Consider the following 23,314-nt stretch of genomic DNA (forward strand, 5'->3'; position numbering starts at 1 on the left):
CGGGCCGGTGGGCGGCGTGCCGGGCGGCGGGGTGGGGGCGGCGGCCGGGGCGTGGCTGGCGGGGGTCGCGGTGGCGGTGGCGGTGGAGCCGCAGGGGTGGGGGACGGGGCATGCGGCGTTGGCGGCGGCGCAGATGTACTGGCTGGTGCGGCTGCCGGAGCTGACGCTGATAGCGGCCCCGGCGATCATGACGTGGCTGATCTGGACGGAGCCCCCGGCGGCGTACGCGGCAGCGGTGGCCGCGCTGGCCTATGGCTGGGCCGCGGCCCGGCACAGGATCGACGTACGGCGCCGCCAGCGGCTGCTCGCGGCGAACGCCGCGCAGGGGGTGCGCCTGGCGCTGCCGCAACCGGTGCCGCCGTTGCGGCGGGGGGCGGTACGGATCGGGGCGGGGGTCGCGCTCGCGGTGCCGGCGATCTGGTACCCGCCGCTGGGCGCAGTGGCGTTGACGCTCGCGGCGGAGGGGACGGCCGCCTTCTACCGGGCCGCGCGCCTGCGCAGGGGACCCGTGCCGGTGCTGAGGGCGCTGGCCCAGGAGGACGAGGACGGCCGCCTCTGGGTGTACGCGGCGGACGACACCGCCGGCCGTCGGCCGCTGTTCTCCTGCCCCGTATCGCCGGAAGCGGACCAGGACCCCGAGTCAGAGAGCACCGACGGCACCAGTCTGCGGCGCGCGGTGCTCTTCGGGGCCCCTTACGAGCGCGCGGAGTTGCTACTGCTCCGCGCCGACCGGGACGACGGCCCGCTGGTCGACCGGGCCGCCGGACCCGTGCGGCCCGTACGATCCGCCTGAAGGCAACCGCAGCCGGGTCGCCAGCACCAGCGCCAGCACCATGACCACGCCCGCCGCCAGGAAGACGACGTCGATCGAGCTGACGAACGCGCCCGCGCCCAGGAGCTGCTGGCCGACCAACTCACGGCCGAGACCGGGGACCACGTCCTCGCCCACGTGGCGGCGGCGCAGCTGCTGGGCGCCCGCAACGCCCTCAGCGTGGAGAACCACCGCCTGCTGCTGGCGGGCGAGACCGCCGACGCCGTGTACCCGGGGGCCGTTGAGCGGGCCGAGCGCGCTTTTGATCTCGTCGAGAACGGGCTAGGCGGATACGCCGTACGGTGATTGGCTAGGGCCCTTCCTATCTGAAAGGCCCCGGACCCATGAGTTACGAGTACAAGGTCGTCAGCTTCCGCGAATCGCTGATCGGCGACGCCCTCGACGGCGACAAGCTCGAGAAGACGCTCAACAAGCAGGCGGAGGACGGCTGGCAGCTCAAGGCCATCACCGCCGCCGACGTCAAGGGCCGCATCGGCCCCGGCGCGGTCGAGGGTCTGCTGCTGACGTTCGAGCGGGTCGTCGCGGGCTGAGGTCGGCTGTTGCGGTCGGGGCCAGGGCCTCCGGGGCTGGGGGTCCTGGACCGACATGTCTACGTGCGTGACGGGTCGTTCGCGGAGTGACCGGCATGCCGCACACAAATATGCGGAGTGTCCAGGATCCCCACCCCTGCGACCCCGGCCCTCCCGCCGTCGTTGGCTTCCGAGGCTGGGTGCCCGGCGGACGGAGTCCGGCGCAGCCGTTCCGAAGCAAGCGAAGCGCCCGCGAGGGCGGCGTCCAGGGATTGGACCCCGGCCCTCCCGTCGTCGTTGGCTTCCGAGGCTGGGTGCCCGGCGGACGGAGTCCGGCGCAGCCGTTCCGAAGCAAGCGAAGCGCCCGCGAGGGCGGCGTCCAGGGATTGGACCCCGGCCCCTCCCGCCGCCGGGCACGTAGGCTGCAGGGCATGCCGCCAGCCGCTCGCCGACCCCGCCGTTACGATCCGGCCAAGACCGGCGTCGCACTCGTCGCACAGGTCCGACATGTCCTGGACGCGTCCCGTGACCTGGACGCGAAGGCGCTGGCTGGTCCTTCCGGGCTGCCGGGATGGAATGTGCACCAGTTGCTGGTGCACATTGCCCGGCAGATCGAGGCGGTTCCCGATGTCCTGGAGCGGGCGGCGCCCGGCAAGGCCGACCTCGACCTGGCCAGGTGGGCGCGGTCCACGGTCACTATCGCTGATCGGCTGGATGAGGACACCCGGGAGGCCGCTGCGGGGACCGGGAGCGCCTTGGCCCGGCTTGAGGAGGCTGCTGGGCAGTTGGAAGCGGTTCTGGATAAGGCCGTCGATCCCGACCGGTTGATCGCGATCACGCTCGGCAGCATGCGCAGCACCGACTTCCTCGTCACCCGGCTTGTTGAGCTCGTCGTCCACAGCGACGATCTGGCCACCGCCACCGGGGTCGCCGTTCCCCTCGACCGGCAGGCCGTCGCCGCCGTCGTACGCCTGCTCGCCGACGCCCTCGCCGACAAGGCGCCCGGCAACTCGGTCGAGGTCCGCGTCCCGCCCTACGCCGCCGTCCAGTGCGTACCCGGCCCCCGCCACACTCGCGGCACCCCGCCGAACGTCGTCGAGACGGCCCCCCTGACCTGGATCCGCCTCGCCACGGGCCGTACGACCTGGGCGGCCGCGCTCGACTCCGCCGCCGTCTCGGCGAGTGGTGAACGGGCCGACCTCGGGTCGTATCTGCCGGTCCTGGGCTGATGGTCTACTCATAAGAAGCATCCGCATAATGCGCCGGTGAGCACATCTCCGCTGCCACTGGCCGACGACCACATACCGGGCGGCTGCCGTCCGTGGACGACCGCCGACGCGGCCCGCTGGGCTGCCGTGCGGCTGCCCAGCTGGGCGCGGCCGGCGTGGCCTGCGGCGGCGCTGGTGCTGAGCGTGATCATGGCGCTGATCTTCTCGCCCGGCGAGGTGTGCACGGTCGCGGCGCCCTGCCGGCCCGAGTGGTTCGACGCCGCCGGGACGATGCTCCTCCTGCCCCAGTTGGTCTGGCTCTTCGTGCTGCCGGAGGTGGCCGTGGTGTCCGCGCCTCTGCTGCTCCTGTGGATGGCGGACCCGAGCAACTGGCAGGGTTCCTGGGCGGAGCGGATCGCCGACGGGGCCGTGGTCGCTGCGCTCTGCTGGGGCTGGGCGGCGGTCGTTCTCCGGCTGCGGGCGCGACGCCGCCAGCGGGGGTACGCGCTCGACGCGGCCGGCGGGGTCACGGCCGCCGTGCCTCGCACCGTGGCGCGGGTCCGCCGGGGTGTGGCTTTCGTTGTCACCGGCGTCGTCGTGTGCGGGGCGGCCGGCTTCCTCCTCACGACGGCGGTCATGAGTGACCGCCACGACGAGCTGACGGCGCGCACGGCCGCTCCGCTCAAGGCCCAGGTCACCGCGTACGACGACGCCGACGGCGTGGTGACCGTCGCCCTGGACGGCCAGAAGCACCGCATCGAGGTCGTGGAGGACTACAGCGTCGGCGCCACCATCCCCGTCCTCGTCAAAGGCGACTGGATCCGTCCCGCCGCCGAACCGTACGAGGACCGCACCGGCCGCCAGGCCCTCGGGCTCCTCGGCGCAGGACTCGGCGTCTCGCTCCTCGCCGGCGGCCTCCTCGCGGGCCTGCGCGCAGCGGCCCTGCGCCGCCGGCCCGTTCCGGTGCTGCGCGTGACGGCACGGAGGCGCGACGGGCGGATGCAGATCTCCGCGGCGGGCGACGGTGAGGGCGACCGGCCCGCGCTCAGCTATACGTCGTTCGGCCCGTCCTGGCAGGGGCTGCGCGAAGGGGTCCTTTACGGGGCCCCGTACGAAGGCGGCGAGGTCCTGTTCACCGGCGCGCACAACAACAGCCCGACAGCTCGGGCGAGCGCGGGACCGGTACGGCCGGCCGGCGCGGACGTCGACCTCACGATCAGCCGGAGCGCCCGCGGCGACCGCACGGGCAATGCGCCGGCCGCCCACTGGCGGGCCGAGCAGGACCGCATCCGGGTCGCGCTCGCCACTTTGAAGCCGCCTGCCGGGCCGGTCCGCTGGCAGGCCGGGCTGGTCGCCCGCGTCCTCGGGGGCCTGGTGGTGTGCGTGGTCACCGCCATTTGGATCGGGATGCTGATCGACGGCGAGCACGACAGCGTCTGGCTCTATGCGACCTGGATCCTCGGCAGCATCTGGATGGCCGTCAACGCCTGGTCCCTGGTGGCCTGGCGGATCATCGCCGACGGCACGGGGCTGCGCGTCCGCGCCCGCTGGGGCACCCGGCAGGTGCCGTGGGACACGATCCGCAGCGTCGTCTACACCCGCGACGGTCAGCTGGCCGTACGCACCCTCACCGGCACCCCCGACGCGGTGGTCGGCACGGTCGGCTGGCCCTGGGCCGAGCGGCAGTTCGGCCTGAACAATCGGGCCGGACGCGCCGCCGCCGAACTGGTGGCCATGGTGCGCGATCCCGCCCTGCGTCCGCCGGTCCAGGGCTGAGGCAACGTACGTCACACGGCCAGTCCTCCCATGGGGTTACGCGCATAGAGCGAAGCCCTTCCCGGGTACCTCGTTCGGACGATGGCGGAACCTGCCCTAGACTCGGTGCTGTGCCACGTGGTGACGGACTCCTCAACCACGACCTACTCCCCGGCGAGAAGGGCCCCCAGGACGCTTGTGGCGTCTTCGGTGTCTGGGCCCCCGGCGAAGAGGTCGCCAAGCTCACCTATTTCGGGCTGTATGCGCTGCAGCACCGCGGACAGGAGTCCGCGGGTATCGCAGTGAGCAACGGCTCGCAGATCCTGGTTTTCAAGGACATGGGCCTGGTCTCACAGGTCTTCGACGAGACATCTCTCGGCTCTCTCAAGGGTCATATCGCCGTCGGTCATGCCCGCTATTCGACCACCGGCGCGTCGGTCTGGGAGAACGCCCAGCCCACCTTCCGCGCCACCGCCAACGGCTCGATCGCGCTGGGCCACAACGGCAACCTCGTCAACACCGCCGAGCTCGCCGAGCTGGTGGCCGCCCTCCCGCAGGGCAACGGCCGGGCAACGAAGGTCGCGGCGACCAATGACACCGACCTGGTCACCGCGCTGCTCGCGGGCCAGGTGGACGAGGACGGCAAGCCGCTGAGCGTCGAGCAGGCCGCCACCCAGATCCTGCCGAAGGTCAAGGGCGCGTTCAGCCTGGTCTTCATGGACGAGCACACCCTCTACGCGGCCCGCGACCCGCAGGGCATCCGCCCGCTGGTCCTCGGCCGCCTGGAGCGCGGCTGGGTGGTGGCGTCGGAGACGGCCGCCCTCGACATCTGCGGTGCGAGCTTCATCCGGGAGATCGAGCCCGGCGAGATGATCGCCGTCGACGAGAACGGCCTGCGCGCGTCCCGCTTCGCCGAGGCCCGGCCCAAGGGCTGTGTCTTCGAGTACGTCTACCTCGCGCGCCCCGACACCGACATCGCCGGCCGCAATGTGTACCTCTCCCGCGTGGAGATGGGCCGCCGGCTCGCCAAGGAAGCCCCGGTCGACGCCGATCTGGTGATACCGACTCCGGAGTCCGGCACCCCCGCCGCGGTGGGCTACGCCGAGGCCAGCGGGATCCCCTACGGATCCGGCCTGGTGAAGAACTCGTACGTCGGCCGGACCTTCATCCAGCCGTCGCAGACGATCCGGCAGCTCGGTATCCGGCTGAAGCTGAACCCGCTGAAGGAAGTCATCCGGGGCAAGCGCCTGGTGGTCGTGGACGACTCGATCGTCCGGGGCAACACCCAGCGCGCGCTGGTCCGGATGCTGCGCGAGGCGGGGGCCGCCGAGGTCCATATCCGGATCTCGTCGCCGCCCATCAAGTGGCCCTGCTTCTTCGGCATAGATTTCGCCACCCGCGCCGAGCTGATCGCCAACGGCCTCACGGTCGACGAGATCGGCAAGTCGCTGGACGCGGACTCGCTCGCGTACATCTCCCTCGACGCGATGGTCGAGGCGACCACGATCGCCAAGCCGGACCTGTGCCGCGCCTGCTTCGACGGTGAGTACCCGATGGAGCTGCCGGACCCTGAGCTGCTGGGCAAGCACCTCCTGGAGACCGAGCTCGCCGGCGGCCCGGACGCCGCTGACGCGCTCCGTCGCCCGTAATTCCCCGATCTCAAGGACGCGACAGACTCATGTCTGAAACCACCGGTGCCAGCTACGCAGCTGCCGGCGTCGACATCGCAGCGGGCGATCGCGCCGTGGAGCTGATGAAGGAGTGGGTGAAGAAGGCCACCCGCCCCGAGGTCGTCGGCGGCCTCGGCGGCTTCGCCGGCCTCTTCGACGCCTCCGCCCTCAAGCGCTACGAGCGGCCGCTGCTCGCCTCCGCGACGGACGGGGTCGGAACGAAGGTCGACATCGCCCGCAAGATGGGCGTGTACGACACCATCGGCCACGACCTGGTCGGTATGGTCGTCGACGACCTCGTGGTCTGCGGCGCCGAACCGCTCTTCATGACCGACTACATCTGCGTCGGCAAGGTCTACCCCGAGCGCGTCGCCGCCATCGTCAAGGGCATCGCCGAGGGCTGCGTGCTCGCCGGCTGCGCTCTGGTCGGCGGCGAGACGGCCGAGCACCCGGGGCTGCTGGGCGCCGACGAGTTCGACGTCGCGGGCGCCGGTACGGGCGTGGTCGAGGCCGATGCGGTGCTCGGCGCGGATCGTATCCGTACGGGTGACGCGGTGATCGCCATGGCATCCTCCGGACTTCACTCGAACGGGTACTCGCTGGTCCGCCACGTCGTCTTCGACCGGGCCGGCTGGTCCCTGGACCGCGAGGTCCCGGAGTTCGGCCGCACCCTCGGCGAGGAGCTGCTGGAGCCCACCCGCATCTACTCCCTGGACTGCCTCGCCCTGACCCGTACGGCCCAGGTGCACGCCTTCTCGCACGTCACGGGCGGCGGGCTGGCCGCCAACCTGGCCCGGGTCGTCCCGGACCACCTGCACGCCACCGTGGACCGCTCGACCTGGACACCGGGCGCGGTCTTCCGCACGGTCGGCGAGCTGGGCGGCGTCGAGCGGCTGGAGCTGGAGAAGACGCTGAACATGGGCGTCGGCATGATCGCCGTCGTCCCGCAGGAATCGGTGGATGTGGCGCTCACCACGCTGGCCGACCGCGGGCTGGACGCCTGGGTCGCCGGTGAGGTCACCGAGCGTGGCGACCACGCGGAGGCGGTCGAGTTGACCGGTGACTACGCGGCGTGAGGCGCGCTGGGCAGCACGAAACCCGGTCCGGGGCGGAGCCCGGACCGGGTCAGTGAGGACACTGCTGCGTCAGCTGTGTCAAGCGCGACGACGCTGTGCGGACGGCTCGGACTCCTCGTCCTCTTCGTCCTCGTCATCGTTGTAGAGCGCCGCGTACTGAGCGTACGGGTCGTCGTCATGCTCATCGTCGTCCTCGACAGGCTCCGGATTGACATTCACCGGCTGTGTCGACGATGCGCCCAGCTCGTTGGCCAGACGTGACAAGTCGGTTCCGCCGCTGTTGTACTTCAGCTGGCGGGCGACCTTTGTCTGCTTGGCCTTGGCCCGGCCGCGCCCCATGGCTCGACCCCCTTAACGGCGGGGCTCGACGGCCCCGAGTCTTGACACGCGTTCACGATAGGGAACGGCCTCTCGGGGGAGACGCCGATCCGTGGCCTTCAACGGTACCTGCTTCCGACGCCGCACGGTACGTCGCCCGCACGACGCGCGTCGGAGCGGGTGCCCTGAGGGCCCCTTCCTTGCTGGTCAGTCGTGATTTTACCTTCTTCTGTCGCGGTCTTGGCGTCGGGGCGTGGTAACGGCCACATTCCACTTTTGGCGGCGCCCCACGACGGGTCTACCCCGCCGTCGGGCGCAGCCAACTCGCAGCGGGAGGGCGGCAGATTCCTACTTCTGCCGCCCTCGCACCGCTTCGCAGGCTTCGGGCGGCTGCGCCGGACTCCGTCCGTCGGCAGGGAGCGGTGTGGCGGAGACCACTCCGGCCTATCCAGCCGTCGGGCGCAGCCAGCGCTCCGCCGGAGTACGGTCCGCGATGCGCTGTTCAGCGAGGCGGTCGGCGGCAGCCGCAGGGGGAATGCCGTCGGTTGCGGCGCGGTCGAAGATGGCCAGCGTCGTGTCGAAGATCTTCGTGGCCTTGGCCTTGGCGCGTTCGAAGTCGAAGCCGTGGAGCTCGTCTGCGACCTGAATCACACCGCCGGCGTTGACGACGTAGTCCGGCGCGTAGAGCACGCCACGGTCGGCGAGGTCCTTCTCGACGCCCGGCTGGGCGAGCTGGTTGTTGGCGGCTCCGCAGACGACGCCGGCGGTCAGGACGGGCACGGTGTCGTCGTTGAGGGCGCCGCCGAGGGCGCAGGGTGCGTAGACGTCCAGCGGGGTCCGGATCAGGGCGTCCGCGTCGATGACGGCGGTGACCTCGGGGTGGCGGGAGCGGATCCGCTCCACCGCCTCGTCACGGACGTCCGTGACGACGACCTCGGCGCCGTCCTTCAGCAGGTGCTCGACGAGGTGGTGGCCGACCTTGCCGACGCCGGAGATGCCGACCCGGCGGCCGTGCAGCGTCGGGTCGCCCCAGCGGACCTGGGCGGCGGCGCGCATGCCCTGGAAGACACCCCAGGCGGTGAGCACGGAGGAGTCGCCGGCGCCGCCGTTCTCGGGGGAGCGGCCGGTGGTCCAGCGGTTCGTACGGGCGACGACGTCCATGTCCGCGACGTACGTGCCGACATCGCACGCCGTGACGTAGCGGCCGCCGAGGGAGGCCACGAAGCGGCCGTAGGCGAGCAGCAGGTCCTCGGACTTGATCAGGTCCGGGTCGCCGATGATGACGGCCTTGCCGCCGCCGTGGTCGAGCCCGGCGAGGGCGTTCTTGTACGACATTCCGCGCGACAGGTTGAGCGCGTCCTCGACGGCTTCCTCATCGGTCGCGTACGGGAAGAAGCGGGTGCCGCCGAGCCCGGGGCCCAGGGCGGTCGAGTGGAGCGCGATGACGGCCCTGAGGCCGCTCTCACGGTCCTGGCACAGCACGACCTGTTCGTGTCCTCCCAGCTCCGATCGCCAGAGGTGGTCCAGGAACGATTGCCTGGGAAGGACGCTGTCGGCCTGACGTACGTCGGTCACTGTGGTGACTCCCGAAGTCCAGAGGTCGCCCTCCATGCGGGTGGGGAGGGCCGGTTGGCAGAAGAGTAGAGCCACCTGCTCAGGGACATGCTCTCAGTGTCGTGGATCACTCCCGGTGGGGGAAGCGCCGTGGGACGATGCGAAGACATCGCGAGACAGAGGTGCCGTCTACAGGGAGCGGGTGTGGGCTTGTCATCGGTGCTCGTCCCGTACGCCGCGTATCTGCGTGTGTACGAGCCTCTGGCGGCCTTCCCGGAGCCCGAGCGCACCCACTGGTACAGGTATGCCGCCTCGGGCACGGAACGGACCGCACAGGACGAACTACGCCAGTCCCTGGCCGATCTCCTGCCGATGCCGCCGGTCGCCGTTCCCGTGCACGAGAGCCGGGACGCCTTCGTGGCGGTTGTGGACGGCGTGACCCACGTCAGCCCCTGGCGGACCCGGCTGCGCGGCTGGCTGGCCCTCGAGGAGCTCACCGAGCAGTACCCCGTCCCGGTGCTGGACGCGCTGCTGCCGCCCGTCGTACGTCTCCAGGCCGAGGCGGACTACGAGGACTGGCGCTCCCGCAACCCCGACGCCCGCCCGTGGATCCGCTCGGCCACCTGGCATGTGCCGGTGCGCTGGTTCGCACTGTTCGCCGACTCCGAGCGGGAGTACGAGCCGTCAGGCGACGGCGAGTCCAAGCAGCCGGTGCTGCGTTACCGCACCCCGATGGTGCAGGCCCGCCGGCGGACGGCGCGGGGGCTTCGGGTGCTGAAGGATTCACTCGAAGAGGGGCCCCTGATTGACGGCCTCGTCGATGTCGGGCGCTGGCTCGAGGAGTTCCACCCCCGCTCGATGGTCGAACTCGACTACGGCGGCCTGGTGCACGCCATCCCCGAGGACGTCCTCGCCGAGGACCACTCGGCCGCCGACGTGGCCGAAGGACTGGCCGCTCTGCGTGACGGAAACACCGACGCGGCCGGCGAGGCGTACGAGCGGCTCACGGAGCGCTGGCGCGGCGTTCGCGAACTCCAGTACGCGAGTTGATGGGGCGTCGGGACCTTGGTCCCGACTCGGAGCTTTGGCCCAAGGGTGACGAAGAGCACGTTTGACGCCCTTGCCGAGACACCCACCCCTCATGACAATATGGGACAAGGGGTCCAGTAGGTCCCCTGTGTCCATGTTTGTACGGCTCGCCCGGCATCACACTCCTTGAGGGTTCGGCTGTGGCTCGTGGGACCGCTGTGACTGATCGTCACTCTGGAGTGACTGTCCGTTATGGCGTGGTCTTTGCGGGTCTACCGAGGTTCGACACCTGAGAGGGCAAATCCATCGGTTTGGCCGACACGGCTGGACAGATGGTGTAGTTGTAGTGCCGAGGACAAGCCGTTCGTCCTATTACCGACTCGGCCCGCGTCCGCCATTTCGGGCAACGCGGGTCAAGGTGCAGAATTTAGAGGAAAGAACCGTGTTGGTTCGGTTCTCTCGAGGAGGCCGCTCATGACCGCTCGCACCCCTGATGCCGAGCCGCTGCTGACCCCCGCTGAGGTTGCCACCATGTTCCGGGTGGACCCGAAGACGGTCACGCGCTGGGCCAAGGCTGGCAAGCTCACGTCCATCCGTACGCTCGGCGGTCACCGTCGCTACCGCGAAGCGGAGGTCCGTGCCTTGCTGGCGGGCATTCCGCAGCAGCGCAGCGAGGTCTGACCTGCCACAACGGGCGTTCCCCGGGGCCCCCACCCCGACGGCTCGCTTGCTCTACCGGGACCCCTGCCCCCATCAGGGAAGCCCAACGGTTGCGTTGATCGCACCGGACTCCGCCGGGTCCGGTGCGATTTTTTTTGTGCCCGAGGGCTACTCGGGGATGGCTCGTGGACGGCCTGCGGGCCCTTCGCGGGCCTTTGCTGTGCGTTCCCTGTGTTCCCGTCGGGGACGTGCAATTGCACATATTAAATTGACGGTTCCACAGGAGGGCTCAGGTTCCCCCACAGTCGAAACTTATCGCGTGACACCCATCACACCCACGGCTCTTGTCCCTGCTCAGGCTCGTACGGTAGTGGAACTTCCTGTGCCCGGCTTCTCTGCCGCCTCTGAGCTCGCCCCGTCGCCATGTGCCAGGCGTACCACGCGGAGAGGCCCGGATCCAGGGGATCCGGGCCTCTCCGTCCTGCCTGCTACTGCGGTCCTGACGGGATTTACTGCGTCCCGTCTGCGGCCGGCGCCGCGGGCGCGGCCTCCGGGCAACACAACGGCCCGCCCCCGAGACGGGATGCGGGCCGTTGTCCTCTTACTGCGGTCCTGACGGGATTTGAACCCGCGGCCTCCACCTTGACAGGGTGGCGAGCACTCCAAACTGCTCCACAGGACCAGGTGTTTCGCAGCCGCACTTCCTTGGCTGCGAGAGAGACTGTACAGCAGGTCAGGGGGTGGAAGCGAACCCGTTGCGCGGGCCTCATCCCCAGGCTTCGTCGAGGGCTTTGAAGATGCGCTTGTCGGAGACGGGGTGGGCGGTGCCGAGGGCGTGGGCGAAGTAGCTGACGCGGAGTTCTTCGATCATCCAGCGGAGGTCGCGGACGGCGGGTGGGACGGGGCGGCCGGGGGGTTGCGCGGCGAGGAGGTCGGCGTATTCGGCCTGGATTTCGCGGACCTTCTCCATACGGGAGGTGTCGCGCTGGGCGGCGGCCGGCATCTGCTGGAGGCGGCGGTCGACGGCGACGAGGTAGCGCAGGAGCTCCGGTAGGCGGCGCAGACCCGTGTCGGCCACGAAACCGGGGTGTACGAGGCTCCCGAGGTGTTCCCTGGCGTCGGCGAGGTTGGGGACGAGGACGAGGCTCGTGGTGGCCTTCAGGCGGCGTTCGCAGGCCTGCCAGGCGGCGAGGATCTGGCGGACGCGGGCGATGGTCTGGATGGTGAGCTCGACCAGGTCGGCGCGTACGGAGTCGAAGAGCTTGCGGAAGGACTCCTCGTCCCAGGCGGGGCCGCCGTGGTCGGCGATGAGCCGGTCGGCGGCGGCCGTGACGCAGTCGTCGAAGAGGGCGGCGACGGAGCCGTGCGGGTTGCGGGACAGGGCGAGCTTGTCCTGATTGGTGAGCCGGTCGGTGGCGAACTTCGCAGGGTTGGTCGGCACGTTGAGCAGGATGAGCCGCCGGGTGCCGCGCCACATGGCCTCGGTCTGCTCGGCCTCGGTGTCGAAGAGACGTACGGAAACGGACTCGCCCTCGTCGACCAGCGCCGGGTACGCCTTGATCGGCTGGCCGGCCCGCCGGGTCTCGAAGGTGCGGGAGAGGGTGCCGATGGTCCACTGCTTCAGGCCGGTGCGCTGCTCGACGGGGGACTCGGCGGCGGCCTCGAAGGCCTTGGAGATGGCGGCCTGGGTCTTCGGCCGCAGGCTCAGCTTGAGGGCGTCCAGGTCCTTGTCCTCGGCGAGCTTGCGCTTGCGTTCGTCGGTGACCCGGAAGGTGATCTTCAGGTGATCCGGGATCTTGCCGAGGTCGAAGTCCTCGGGCGCGACCGGCACGCCCACCATCCGCTGCAGCTCACGCGCCAGCGTCTCGGGCAGGGGATTCTGCACCGGTACGACGCGGTCCAGGAAGGCCTTCGCGTAGTTCGGCGCGGGTACGTAATGCCGGCGGATCGGCTTGGGCAGCGAGCGGATCAGCTCGGTCACGACCTCCGCCCGAAGCCCCGGGATCTGCCAGTCGAAGCCGTCGGCCGTGACCTGGTTGAGCACCTGGAGCGGGATGTGGACGGTGACGCCGTCCGCGTCCGAGCCGGGCTCGAACTGGTACGTCACACGGAACTTGAGCGCGCCCTGCCGCCAGGAGTCGGGGTAGTCGTCCTTGGTGACGGCCTCCGCGCTCTCGTTGATCAGCATGGAGTGCTCGAAGTTGAGCAGCTCCGGCTCCTCGTGGCGCTTGTGCTTCCACCAGGAGTCGAAGTGCGCGCCGGAGACGACGTGTTCGGGGATCAGCCGGTCGTAGAAGTCGAAGAGCGTCTCGTCGTCGACGAGGATGTCGCGGCGCCGGGCCCGGTGCTCCAGGTCCTCGACCTCCGCGAGCAGCTTGCGGTTGTCGTGAAAGAACTGGTGGTGGGTACGCCAGTCGCCCTCGACCAGGGCGTGGCGGATGAACAGTTCGCGGCTGGTCTCGGCGTCGATCCGCCCGTAGTTGACCTTCCGCTGGGCGACGAGCGGGACGCCGTACAGCGTCACCTTCTCGTACGCCATGACGGCGGCCATCTTCTGCTCCCAGTGCGGCTCGCTGTACGTGCGCTTCACCAGGTGCTCGGCCAGCGGCTCGACCCACTCGGGCTCGATCTTCGCGTTGACCCGGGCCCAGAGCCGGGAGGTCTCCACCAGCTCGGCCGACATGATCCAGCGCGGCGGCTTCTTGAAGAGGGACGACCCGGGGAAGACCGCGAACTTGGCGCTGCGGGCGCCCAGGAACTCGTTGTTCTTGTCGGTGTCCTTCAGGCCGATGTGGGAGAGCAGCCCGGCCAGCAGTGACGTGTGCACATGCTGTGGATTGGCGGCGTCGCGGCTCTCGGCGATGTGGATGCCCATGGTCTTGGCGACCGAGCGGAGCTGGCTGTAGATGTCCTGCCACTCGCGGATCCGCAGGTAGTTCAGGAACTCGGTGCGGCACATGCGGCGGAACGCGGAGGAGGACAGCGTCTTCTGCTGCTCGCGCACGTAGTTCCAGAGATTGAGCAGCGCGAGGAAGTCGCTGGTCTCGTCGGCGAAGCGGCGGTGCTTCTCGTCGGCGGCCTGTTGCTTGTCCGAGGGCCGCTCGCGGGGGTCCTGGATCGAGAGCGCGGCCGCGATGACCATGACCTCGCGTACGCAGTTGTTGCGGTCGGCCTCCAGGACCATGCGGGCCAGGCGGGGGTCGACGGGCAGCTGGGAGAGCTTGCGGCCCAGCTGCGTGAGCCGCTTTTTGGGGTCCTTCTGCTTGGGGTCGAGCGCCCCGAGCTCCTCCAGAAGCTGGACGCCGTCCTTGATGTGGCGGCTGTCCGGCGGGTCGAGGAAGGGGAAGCGGGCGATGTCGCCGAGCCCGGCGGCGGTCATCTGGAGGATGACGGAGGCCAGGTTCGTACGGAGGATCTCGGCGTCCGTGAACTCGGGGCGGGACTCGAAGTCATCTTCGCTGTAGAGCCGGATGCAGATGCCGTCGGACGTACGGCCGCAGCGGCCCTTGCGCTGGTTGGCGCTGGCCTGGCTGACCGGCTCGATGGGGAGGCGCTGGACCTTGGTGCGGTGGCTGTAGCGGGAGATGCGGGCGGTGCCCGGGTCGATCACGTACCGGATGCCGGGGACGGTGAGGGAGGTCTCGGCGACGTTGGTCGCCAGGACGATGCGGCGGCCGGTGTGCTGCTGGAAGACCCGGTGCTGCTCGGCGGAGGACAGCCTCGCGTAAAGGGGCAGGACCTCGGTGAAGCGCAGTTGCTTCTTGTTGAGCGCGTCCGCGGTATCGCGGATCTCACGCTCGCCGGAGAGGAAGACCAGGACGTCGCCGGGGCCGGCCGCCTGAAGCTCGTCGACGGCGTCGCAGATCGCGGTGATCTGGTCGCGGTCGTCATCATCGGCGTCCTCTGCCAGCAGCGGCCGGTAGCGGACCTCGACGGGATACGTACGGCCGCTGACCTCGATGATCGGGGCGTCGCCGAAGTGGCGGGAGAAGCGCTCCGGGTCGATGGTGGCCGAGGTGATGACGACCTTGAGGTCGGGGCGGCGGGGGAGGAGCTGGGCGAGGTAGCCCAGGATGAAGTCGATGTTGAGGCTGCGCTCGTGGGCCTCGTCGATGATGATCGTGTCGTACTGGCGCAGCTCGCGGTCGGTCTGGATCTCGGCGAGCATGATGCCGTCGGTCATGACCTTGACCAGGGTGCTGTCGCCGACCTGGTCGGTGAAGCGGACCTTCCAGCCAACAGCGGCGCCCAGCGGGGTGTTGAGCTCCTCCGCGACGCGCTCGGCCACCGTACGGGCCGCGATGCGGCGGGGCTGGGTGTGGCCGATCAGGCCGTGGACGCCGCGCCCCAGCTCAAGGCAGATCTTGGGGATCTGGGTGGTCTTGCCGGAGCCGGTCTCGCCCGCGACGATCACGACCTGGTGGTCGCGGATGGCGGCGAGGATGTCGTCCTTCTTCTGGCTGACCGGAAGCTGCTCCGGATATGTGATCCGGGGTATGGCCGCCTGGCGCTGCGCGACCCGGGCCTCGGCCTTGTCGATCTCGCCGCTCAGCTCGGCGAGCACGGCGGCCCGCGCCTCCGGCTTGCGGATGCGGCGGGCGCCTTCGAGGCGGCGGCCGAGCTGCTGCGCGTCGCGCAGGGTCAGGTCGGAGAGGCGGGCGCCGAGGTCGGCGAAGGCGGGCGCGGCTTCGCCGCGAGGTTGCGTAGACATACCGCCGTCCAGGATCGCATCCGGTGCGGCTCCGCGGCGAACAGCTTTTTCTGTGTCCTCAATCGCGGGACTGGCCGGAAGAGAACGACGTAGGGCCCGTCCGAGGACGGGCCCTACGTCGTGCGGTGGCTGGGGCCGGGGTCGAACCGGCGACCTACCGCTTTTCAGGCGGTCGCTCGTACCAACTGAGCTACCCAGCCGCAGCGGTCCTGACGGGATTTGAACCCGCGGCCTCCACCTTGACAGGGTGGCGAGCACTCCAAACTGCTCCACAGGACCTTGCTGTGCGATGCGAGCACTAGTCTCGCACACGTTTTGTGTGCCCCCTGCGGGGCCCCGCGGTGTCACGCTCTGGTGGCCTGACGTCGCTGGATCAGCGTATCAGACCCCAGGTCATGCCCCGTCCGCCTTATTTTCTGTCCTGATCCGCTCGGCGTCGCCGGAGCCGGCGGGCCGGCTGCCGTAGTCCCGGATCTCGTGGGGCCTGAGGCGGCGGCTGTCGTGGGGCACCTCGTCGGGTTCGCGGAGCCCCGTCTCCCGTCGTACGGGTGGCGGCCCGTCGCTCTGGTGGCCCGGTCCGTGACCTGCGGCGGTGCCGGTGTCGTACTCCTCGCGGGTGTGCCAGGCGCCGGAGCGCGGCTGGGGACCGGCCGGCGGTGCGTACATAGAGGACCGTCTGCCCCCGTCGGCACGTACGAATCGTCCCGGCGGAAGACGACTACGAAGGGTCGTAGGGGCCGCACTGGCCTACCAAATGCTTGTCAACCCCCTGGACGGTCTGAGAATCCAAGGGAAATTCAGCTATCTGTTGTAAATGCTAAGAGTCTTGTTTCCTTTATTGACAGAGGAAAAGAAAGCCTCTACCTTTCCCGCCATGGCTTCCCGTCCTCCCCTCGAGCCGTTCCCGGTGAGCACGCCGGCCGCGACGCTCGTGTTCACCACGGTCCTCACCCAGGGCCCGGTTTCCCGCGTGGAGGTGGGCCGCCGTACGGGACTGTCGTCCGCCGCGATCACCAAGGCGGTACGTCCGCTGCTGGACGCCGGCTATCTGGTCGAGGCGGCCGAGGGGGCCAAGGGCGCGGCGCTCGGGAGGCCGGCCAATCCTCTCCGGGTGGACGGGGGGCGGGCGTTCTTCATCGGAATAAAGGTGACCGGCGACGAGGCGATCGGTGTCCTCGCCGACCTGACCGCCCGCATCCGCGGGGCCCGGCACGTCTCGCTTGACACGCGCGAACCGGCCGCCGTCCTGGAGGTCATCAGCGCGCTCACCGCCGAACTCCGCACGGCCGCCGAGGATTACGGCGTGCCCGTCCAGTCGGTGGGCGTGGCCGTGTCCGGCGACGTCGACCGCGAGGTGGGTATGGTCCACTACTCGCCCTTCCTGGGCTGGCGGGACGTACCGCTGGCTGAACTGGTGCGGGGCGCGACCGGACTGCCGACCGTCGTCGACAACGACGTACGGGCGCTGACCGTCGCCGAACAGTGGTTCGGCGCCGGGGTGGGCGCGGATACCTTCGCGCTGGTCACGGTCGGTGCCGGAATCGGCTGCGGTCTGGTCGTCGGCGGGCGGGTGGTGGCCGGGGCGCACGGCGTCGCCGGCGAGATCGGCCACCTGCCCATCGACCCGACGGGGCCGCCCTGCCACTGCGGGAACTCCGGCTGTGTGGAGGCGATCGCCGCCGACCCCGCCATCGTCCGGCGGATCCGCGAGGTGACCGGGGAGCCCGTCGCCACGGCGGAGGATGCGCTCGCCCTCGCGCGCTCGGGCCACCCGGGGGCACGTGAGGCCTACGCCCGGGCCGGGTACGCCATCGGGACCGGCATCGCGGCCGTGGTCAACCTTCTGGGGCCCGGGCGCGTGGTCATCTCCGGCGAGGGACTCACCGCGTACGACCTGTTCGAGGAGCAGATCCGTGCCGCCTTCGCCACCGCCGCCTTCGGCGCCGCCAAGGAGTGCGAACTGCTCACCCGCCCGCTCCCCTTCGAGGAGTGGGCGCGCGGGGCCGCCGCGACCGCCATCCAGATGTTCATCGGCCCCGACAAGCCGTAGCCGCCCCCAGGTGCCTTCTAGGCAGGCCTACGGGCAGGCCAGCGGGACCGGCTTGGAGCCCGCATGGCTGAACCCTCGCACACATGTACTTGCCCAATTCTTACCGCGCGGATGGATCTCACCGGGTGCCTTGGCCGTCTTTCGGGCTGACGCGAGCTACGTCGCCCCCCGGAAGGTCCGTCCATGCTCAGCACCACCGTGCCCGATGTGCCCGCTGGATCCGCCCAGCGCACGCGCCCCCGTATCGTCGCCCGCGCCGCGATCCGATGGCGGTCGCCAAGGGATCAGCCCGCGCACGCCCGGCCGACGCTGCTGGTCATCCTCGCGGTTGCCGCCGTGCTGTTCACCTGGGACATCCAGCACAGCGGATACCACTCGTTCTACGCCGAGACCGCGCGCAGCATGACCGTGAGCTGGAAGGGCTTCCTGTTCGGATCGTTCGACCCCGGCAATACGATCACCATCGACAAACTGCCGGGCTTCCTGTGGCCGCAGGCGCTGTCCGCGCGGATCTTCGGCTTCCATCCGTGGTCGCTGACCTTGCCGCAGGTCATCGAGGGTGTGCTGAGCGTGGCGGTGCTGTACCGGGCGGTACGCCGCTGGGCGGGCGTCAACGCGGCTCTGCTCGCGGCGGGCGCCTTCACCCTCACCCCGGTGATCGCCGGGCTGTTCCGTACCACGGTCGAGGACCCGGCGTTCACCCTGCTCCTGCTGCTGGCCGCCGACGCCACACTGCGGGCGGCACGCGAGGCCCGGCTGCGGCCGCTGCTGGCGGCCGGGATGTGGGTGGGGTTGAGCTTCCAGGCCAAGATGCTGGAGGCCTGGGCGGTACTTCCCGCGCTCGGGCTGCTCTACGCCGTGTCGGCCCCGACCGCGCTGCGCCGCCGGCTGGCGCACCTGGCGGTGGCGGGCGCCGTGTGCCTGGCGGTGTCGGCGTCCTGGGTGCTGCTGGTGACGGTGACCCCGGCCAAGGACCGCCCGTACATGGACGGCACGACCAACAACTCGGCGGTCAGCATGGCCGCCGGCTACAACTTCCTCAACCGCTTCTCCTCACTGGGCGTCAGCGCCAAGGACACCGGCAGCGTTTCGGCGTCGGTCATGGCCGGCGCCACACCGGCGCCCAGCTCCAGCCAGAGTCTCGCGGCCTGGGGAAAGATGTTCGGTAAGTCGCTGGCCACGCAGATCGGCTGGCTGTATCCGGCGGCAGCGCTCGCGGCGGTGTGCGGACTGGCGTGGCGGCGCGGCAGGCCGCGGGAGGACCCCTTGCGGGCGGGTTTCCTGATGTGGGGAGTGTGGCTGGCGACGTACTTCATGGTGTTCAGCGCCGGGGCGGTCGGCAGACACACGTACTACATGGGTGTCGTCGGCGTGCCGATCGCAGCCCTGTTCGGCGCCGGGATGGTGCAGTTCTGGCGCGCCTGGCGCAGCGGCAACCGCGGCCGGGCGTGGGCGCTGCCGACGGCTGTGGTGAGCACGGTGGTCTGGTCGGCGTTCGTCGCGCAGCAATTCCCCACCTTCATACCGTGGCTGGCCCCGGCCGCGGTTGTCCTCGGCGCAGCGTCACTGGTGCTGCTGGCCGTGTCCCGCCGAAGCGCGCGGCGGCGGATGGCCGTTCTGGGCCTCGGTGTGGGACTCGCCGCGATGCTGCTGCCGTCCGCCGCGTGGGCGTCCTCGGTGCTGAACCCGAAGTACGGGCACTCCGGCATGGGCGCGGCCGGTCCGGTGACCCTCCATCCCACCACGAAAAAGCCCGCTCCGGCTATGGCCGGAGGCGCCTCGGACCCGATCGAGGCACAGATAGGGAAGGCCAAGGGCCAAGAGTCCGCCCACTCGGCGCCCCCTTCCGGCAAGCAGTCCACCGGCGGCAGCCACAGCGGGCTCAACGCCGAGCAACAACGGCTGCTCGACTACACCCGCGCCCGCCAGAACGGCGCCCGCTTCCTGTTCGCCACCACGAGCTGGCGGTCCGCCTCGGCGTACATCCTCTACGAGGGCGCGAAGGTGCTCCCGATGGGCGGCTTCACCGGTGCCGTGCCCAGCCCGACCCGTACGGAGTTCCGGAACCTGGTGGCCACCGGCCAGGTGCGCTACGTCGTGCTCGGCGGCGCCCCCACCGCTCCGGGCCGTTCGGTCGCCGCCTGGGTCCGGGCCCACTGCATCCGGACGGACTACCAGCCCGAGTGGCTCTACCTCTGCTCGCCCTCATCCGCCGCGCAGAAGTAACAAAAGCCATGCCGTTCGTCGGCTACCCCGCGAGGAGGCAGCCGACGAACGGCATGGCTTCTTTTGTGGTGCCCCCAACGGGATTCGAACCCGTGCTACCGCCTTGAAAGGGCGGCGTCCTGGGCCACTAGACGATGAGGGCCGATGGCCCGCCGGGCGAATTTGCGGCCGTCGCGGGCGTGTGAAGCATATGGGATGCCGCTCGGTATCGCCAAAACGGTTATGGGACGTTTCAGGAGGACCCGCCGGGCGACGGCGAGGCGCCCGGCTTCACCTCCGCCGGCAGGTGCCGGCTCACCTCCGCCGTGGTCAGGCCGAGGCCGCCGAGCGTGATCTCGTCCCAGGCCTGCAGTTTCTTCGTGTCGCGGTCCAGGTAGAGCACGGAGGCCATGATCTTCTGCGGGGTGGTGCCCTCGACCGCCCGCAGACCGCCGCCGCCCGTCGTGCCCTCGATCATCAGCCGGCTGCCCTTGCTCAGGGTGGTGATGTCGCGGTGGTGGAGGTGGCCGCTGAGGATCAGCGGGACGGTGCCGTCGACCTGTTGGGCGGCCACGGGGTTGTGGGCGATGGCGATGTCGACCTTGTGGCCGGTCGCGTTCTGCTTCCTGATCGCGGCGGCCAGCTGCTGCCCGGCGGCCTGCTCGGCCGGGTCACCGGCGGCGGCCACGGAGCGGTCGGGGGTGAACTGCGGGTCGCCGATGCCGGCGATCCGCAGGCCCTTGACGGTCACGGAATTGCTGTTGTCGACGACGTACGCGTTCTTGCGGCTCGCGACCGAGTTCTGGCTGCTGAGCGAGTCGTGGTTGCCGCGTACGTAGACGTAGGGAGCGCCGAGGTCCGGGATGCTGGAGGTGAAGCCGTTCTCGGCGGCGGTGCCGTGGTCCATCAGGTCGCCGGTGTCGATGATCACGTCGATCTTGTACTCGGACACTATCGAGCGGATGATCTCCCAGGCCGCCGGGTTGAGGTGGATGTCCGAAACGTGCAGCACCCGCAGCGTGCTCGGGTCCGGGTTGTACGCGGGCAGGGTCGAGGCCGCGTCGTACAGCTTGGTCATGTTGGTCACCAGCCGGGCCAGCTCCTGCTGGTAGACGTCGAAGTCGCTGACGATGCTGCGGGCGTTGCCCACCACCGAGGGCGCGCTGCTCAGCAGCCCGGAGAACTTCGGCTCCAGGACGGACTTCGGGTTCCATGTCGCGTACGCGACCCCGCCGCTGGCCACCAGCAGGACGAAGGCCAGCCCGCCGGCGGCCAGGGCCCGGCGCGGCCTGCGGTACACCGCCAGGCCCAGGGCGGTCGCGCCGATCAGGACGGCGCCGGCGGACGTGGCGCCGAGCTGGACGAAGCTGCGCCGGACGTCGTGGGTGACCTCGCCCTCCAGGCCGCTGATCCGCTCGGGGTGCTTCACCAGGGTCTGGGCGCGCACGGGGTCGAGGGCGTTGACGTCGACCTGGAGGCGCAGCGGGCCGTCGTGGCTGTCCAACACCAGGGCGCCGAGCGGCGAGACGTTCACCTTCGTGTCGCCGGTCCAGGAGGGGTGCAGCGACATCCGGGTGTTCATCGGCCCGACCGGCTCGCTGATGCCGCCGAGCACGACCAGGCCGAGCCAGCTGCCGATCAGCGTGACGGCGAGCAGCGCGAACGCGCGGATACAGGGATGGGCTGGTTGGCTGAGGGAGAGCGTGGGCTCGGCGTGCCGGGCCTGGTAGCGGGCCTTGATCGTGGCGGGCAGGGAACGGATGCGCTGGAAGCTGTTGGGCAGATCGCCGACCATTGCCCACGTATGCCCGTAAGGCTGCCGCGATATGCCCGGCGCATGCGTTCGCCTTGAGACGTTCGCCTTGGGGCGTCGGACGTCAGCCCCAGCCCAGCTCGTGCAGCCGCTCGTCCTCGATGCCGAAGTGGTGGGCCACCTCGTGGACGACGGTCGTGGCGACCTCCTCCACGACCTCCTCCTGCGAGTCGCACATGCGCAGGATCGGGCCCTTGTAGATGGTGATCCGGTCCGGCAGCACGCCCGCGTACCACTCGCCGCGCTCGGTCAACGGCGTGCCCTCGTACAGCCCGAGCAACCCCGCTTCATCGGTCGCGGACGGGTCGGGTTCGTCCTCGACGAACACCGCCACGTTGTCCATCACCCGGGCCAGTTCCGGCGGGATCCGGTCCAGCGCATCGCTTACCAGTTCCTCGAACGCATCGCGCGACATCTCCAGCACACGGCCATTGTCCGCCCTGCGGGCCCTCTGGAGCCCCAGCCCCGCACCTATCCCCACACCGCAGTCGCCACCGCCGCGCCCGCGAAGGCCGCGCCCAGGCCCGCCACGAGGCTCGCGACGACGTTCAGCACGGAGAAGAGCCGGGCTCCCTGTTCGGCGAGCCGCAGGGTCTCGTACGAGAACGTCGAGTACGTGGTCAGGGCCCCGCACAGGCCGGTGCCGAGCAGGAGCTGTACGTGCGGGGAGACGGTGCCGGTGATCAGGCCGAGGAGCAGGCAGCCGGTGATGTTGACGGTGAAAGTGCCCCAGGGGAAGAGGGTGTCGTGCCGGGACTGGACCGTACGGTCCGTCAGATAGCGGAGCGGGGCGCCGATCGCGGCGCCGGCGATGACGAGCAGCCAGTTCACGCGCCGGGCTTCCTTCCGGTGTACGTGATGACCTCGACCGCGTCGAGGATGACCAGGCCCTCGGTGACCAGCTCGTCGAGCTGGGGGAGGAAGGCGCGGACGCGGTCCTCGCTGTCGACGATGACGATGGCGACCGGCAGGTCCTCGCTGAGCGACAGCAGCCGGGAGGTGTGGACGATCGAGGACGCGCCGAAGCCCTCGATGCCCCGGAAGACGGAGGCACCGGCCAGCCCGGCGGCACGGGCGCGGTGGACGATCTCGCTGTAGAGGGGTCGGTGGTGCCAGGTGTCGTTCTCGCCGGTGACGATCGTGACCCGCAGAGCGGGGCCGCTGAGTCTCATCGGGTCCTTCCGCCACGCAGGTTCACGGTCCGGCGGGTGAGGGCCGCCGCGGCCCATACGGACAGCAGCGCTGCCACCGGGGTCGCCGCGAGGTAGGCGAGGGCGAGGGGCGCCCGGCCGTGGTCGACGAGGCGCTGGATGTCGACCGCGTACGTCGAGAAGGTGGTGAAGCCGCCGAGCACCCCGGTGCCGAAGAACGGCCGTACGAGACGGTGGGCGGGGCGGATCTCGGTGATGACGACCATGAACACGCCAATGACGGCGCAGCCCAGCGCGTTGACCCCGAAGGTCGTCCAGGGGAAGGTCCCGGTAGCCGTCGGCCACAGCAGCCCGGCGCCGTAGCGGGCGCACGCGCCAATGGCGCCGCCGAGCGCGACGACCGCGACGGCCGGGCCCTGGCCGCGGAGGGGCGACGGCGGGCGCGCGGGGGCCGTGGGGCTCACCGCCATCTGGGAATCAGCTCCGCTCATCCACCACTCCTGCCGCTGCGGCCAACGTTACCGGAGGGGCCTGGAGCCCGTTGGGCAGCGCGAAGCCGCCGACTCCAGCCCATCGAGGTGCCCCCGTGACCCCGCTCCGTACCGCCGCCGCCCTGCTCCTCCCCGTACTGGCCGTGACCGGCTGCATGAGCGTGGGCGGCTCCGGCGACGACCCCAAGCCGCACGGCTCCACGGCCAGGGCGGCCGGGGCGGGCGGCACCAGCGGCGGGCAGTCGGACGGCGGGCTGCGGCTGCCGGGCGGCCGGCATGCCG

20 protein-coding genes, 4 tRNA genes and 2 pseudogenes are annotated in these 23,314 nt (G+C 70.4%); 12 read left to right on the top strand and 14 right to left on the bottom strand.

Features of this window, described 5'->3' with window-relative positions:
* Window positions 1–793, top strand: a pseudogene (locus EFK10_RS47745) (hypothetical protein); the annotation flags it as partial.
* Here the strand turns inward: EFK10_RS47745 and EFK10_RS24820 are convergent.
* A complete protein-coding gene (locus EFK10_RS24820; RefSeq protein WP_127357886.1) occupies window positions 713–949 on the bottom strand; it encodes a hypothetical protein in 237 nt (78 codons plus the stop codon). The pseudogene EFK10_RS47745 and the gene EFK10_RS24820 overlap by 81 nt on opposite strands.
* On the opposite strand from EFK10_RS24820, the gene EFK10_RS47750 reads away from it, so the two are divergent.
* From EFK10_RS47750 to purM, 6 genes are all read left to right on the top strand, one after another.
* Window positions 950–1,117 carry a hypothetical protein gene (locus tag EFK10_RS47750; protein WP_164836142.1) on the top strand — a complete coding sequence of 56 codons (168 nt, stop codon included), beginning with the start codon at window positions 950–952 and terminating at the stop codon, window positions 1,115–1,117.
* A 38-nt stretch (window positions 1,118–1,155) separates the two neighbouring features.
* Window positions 1,156–1,362, top strand: a complete 207-nt coding sequence (locus EFK10_RS24825; RefSeq protein WP_127357887.1) for a DUF4177 domain-containing protein — start codon at window positions 1,156–1,158, stop codon at window positions 1,360–1,362.
* 410 nt (window positions 1,363–1,772) lie between these two features.
* Window positions 1,773–2,570 (top strand): maleylpyruvate isomerase family mycothiol-dependent enzyme, encoded by a 798-nt coding sequence (locus tag EFK10_RS24830; RefSeq protein WP_127357888.1) that lies wholly within the window; start codon window positions 1,773–1,775, stop codon window positions 2,568–2,570.
* A 36-nt stretch (window positions 2,571–2,606) separates the two neighbouring features.
* Entirely contained in the window at window positions 2,607–4,325 is a 1,719-nt protein-coding gene (locus EFK10_RS24835; RefSeq protein WP_127357889.1) for a hypothetical protein, read from the top strand.
* A 110-nt stretch (window positions 4,326–4,435) separates the two neighbouring features.
* Window positions 4,436–5,953: an amidophosphoribosyltransferase gene (gene purF, locus EFK10_RS24840; RefSeq protein WP_127357890.1), complete on the top strand. Its 1,518-nt coding sequence runs from the start codon at window positions 4,436–4,438 to the stop codon at window positions 5,951–5,953.
* Between the two features lie 29 nt (window positions 5,954–5,982).
* Window positions 5,983–7,050, top strand: a complete 1,068-nt coding sequence (gene purM / locus EFK10_RS24845; RefSeq protein WP_127357891.1) for a phosphoribosylformylglycinamidine cyclo-ligase — start codon at window positions 5,983–5,985, stop codon at window positions 7,048–7,050.
* A 78-nt stretch (window positions 7,051–7,128) separates the two neighbouring features.
* On the opposite strand, the gene EFK10_RS24850 is transcribed toward purM, so the two are convergent.
* Together EFK10_RS24850 and EFK10_RS24855 are read right to left on the bottom strand one after the other, a co-directional pair.
* Entirely contained in the window at window positions 7,129–7,389 is a 261-nt protein-coding gene (locus EFK10_RS24850) for a DUF3073 domain-containing protein (RefSeq protein ID WP_127357892.1), read from the bottom strand.
* Between the two features lie 423 nt (window positions 7,390–7,812).
* Entirely contained in the window at window positions 7,813–8,979 is a 1,167-nt protein-coding gene (locus EFK10_RS24855; RefSeq protein WP_206305577.1) for a Leu/Phe/Val dehydrogenase, read from the bottom strand.
* A gap of 147 nt (window positions 8,980–9,126) precedes the next feature.
* On the opposite strand from EFK10_RS24855, the gene EFK10_RS24860 reads away from it, so the two are divergent.
* Window positions 9,127–9,972, top strand: coding sequence for a hypothetical protein (locus EFK10_RS24860; RefSeq protein WP_127357894.1), 846 nt, complete (start codon window positions 9,127–9,129; stop codon window positions 9,970–9,972).
* A 453-nt stretch (window positions 9,973–10,425) separates the two neighbouring features.
* Window positions 10,426–10,632, top strand: a complete 207-nt coding sequence (gene bldC, locus EFK10_RS24865) for a developmental transcriptional regulator BldC (RefSeq protein ID WP_027749187.1) — start codon at window positions 10,426–10,428, stop codon at window positions 10,630–10,632.
* 586 nt (window positions 10,633–11,218) lie between these two features.
* Here the strand turns inward: bldC and EFK10_RS24870 are convergent.
* From EFK10_RS24870 to EFK10_RS24890, 5 genes are all read right to left on the bottom strand, one after another.
* Window positions 11,219–11,293: transfer RNA gene (locus EFK10_RS24870), tRNA-Asp, on the bottom strand.
* 84 nt (window positions 11,294–11,377) lie between these two features.
* Window positions 11,378–15,322: an ATP-dependent RNA helicase HrpA gene (gene hrpA / locus EFK10_RS24875; RefSeq protein ID WP_127357895.1), complete on the bottom strand. Its 3,945-nt coding sequence runs from the start codon at window positions 15,320–15,322 to the stop codon at window positions 11,378–11,380.
* A gap of 126 nt (window positions 15,323–15,448) precedes the next feature.
* Window positions 15,449–15,522: transfer RNA gene (locus EFK10_RS24880), tRNA-Phe, on the bottom strand.
* 4 nt (window positions 15,523–15,526) lie between these two features.
* Window positions 15,527–15,601, bottom strand: a tRNA-Asp gene (locus tag EFK10_RS24885).
* Between the two features lie 114 nt (window positions 15,602–15,715).
* Window positions 15,716–15,988, bottom strand: a complete 273-nt coding sequence (locus tag EFK10_RS24890; RefSeq protein WP_127357896.1) for a DUF6479 family protein — start codon at window positions 15,986–15,988, stop codon at window positions 15,716–15,718.
* Window positions 15,989–16,196: 208 nt separating this feature from the next.
* Here EFK10_RS24890 and EFK10_RS24895 point away from each other — a divergent pair, with 208 nt between their 5' ends.
* On the top strand, window positions 16,197–17,372 hold the full coding sequence (locus EFK10_RS24895) for an ROK family protein (RefSeq protein WP_127357897.1): 1,176 nt from the start codon (window positions 16,197–16,199) through the stop codon (window positions 17,370–17,372).
* Between the two features lie 183 nt (window positions 17,373–17,555).
* Window positions 17,556–19,598 carry a mannosyltransferase YkcB-related protein gene (locus tag EFK10_RS24900; RefSeq protein WP_127357898.1) on the top strand — a complete coding sequence of 681 codons (2,043 nt, stop codon included), beginning with the start codon at window positions 17,556–17,558 and terminating at the stop codon, window positions 19,596–19,598.
* Window positions 19,599–19,664: 66 nt separating this feature from the next.
* Here the strand turns inward: EFK10_RS24900 and EFK10_RS24905 are convergent.
* From EFK10_RS24905 to crcB (EFK10_RS24930), 6 genes are all read right to left on the bottom strand, one after another.
* Window positions 19,665–19,740: transfer RNA gene (locus EFK10_RS24905), tRNA-Glu, on the bottom strand.
* Between the two features lie 90 nt (window positions 19,741–19,830).
* Window positions 19,831–21,372: a metallophosphoesterase family protein gene (locus EFK10_RS24910; protein ID WP_127357899.1), complete on the bottom strand. Its 1,542-nt coding sequence runs from the start codon at window positions 21,370–21,372 to the stop codon at window positions 19,831–19,833.
* An 82-nt stretch (window positions 21,373–21,454) separates the two neighbouring features.
* Complete coding sequence (locus EFK10_RS24915) at window positions 21,455–21,814, bottom strand: metallopeptidase family protein (protein WP_127357900.1); 360 nt, start codon at window positions 21,812–21,814, stop codon at window positions 21,455–21,457.
* A 47-nt stretch (window positions 21,815–21,861) separates the two neighbouring features.
* Window positions 21,862–22,221, bottom strand: coding sequence for a fluoride efflux transporter CrcB (gene crcB / locus EFK10_RS24920; protein ID WP_127357901.1), 360 nt, complete (start codon window positions 22,219–22,221; stop codon window positions 21,862–21,864).
* Window positions 22,218–22,562, bottom strand: coding sequence for a DUF190 domain-containing protein (locus EFK10_RS24925; RefSeq protein WP_127357902.1), 345 nt, complete (start codon window positions 22,560–22,562; stop codon window positions 22,218–22,220). The genes crcB (EFK10_RS24920) and EFK10_RS24925 overlap by 4 nt, the downstream gene beginning before the upstream one ends.
* Complete coding sequence (crcB, locus tag EFK10_RS24930) at window positions 22,559–23,011, bottom strand: fluoride efflux transporter CrcB (RefSeq protein ID WP_240677446.1); 453 nt, start codon at window positions 23,009–23,011, stop codon at window positions 22,559–22,561. The genes EFK10_RS24925 and crcB (EFK10_RS24930) overlap by 4 nt, the downstream gene beginning before the upstream one ends.
* A 116-nt stretch (window positions 23,012–23,127) precedes the next feature.
* On the opposite strand from crcB (EFK10_RS24930), the pseudogene EFK10_RS24935 reads away from it, so the two are divergent.
* Window positions 23,128–23,314 (top strand): annotated as a pseudogene (locus EFK10_RS24935) (hypothetical protein); the annotation flags it as partial.

The organism is Streptomyces soli (genome assembly GCF_003999195.1).
Lineage (GTDB): Bacteria > Actinomycetota > Actinomycetes > Streptomycetales > Streptomycetaceae > Actinacidiphila > Actinacidiphila soli.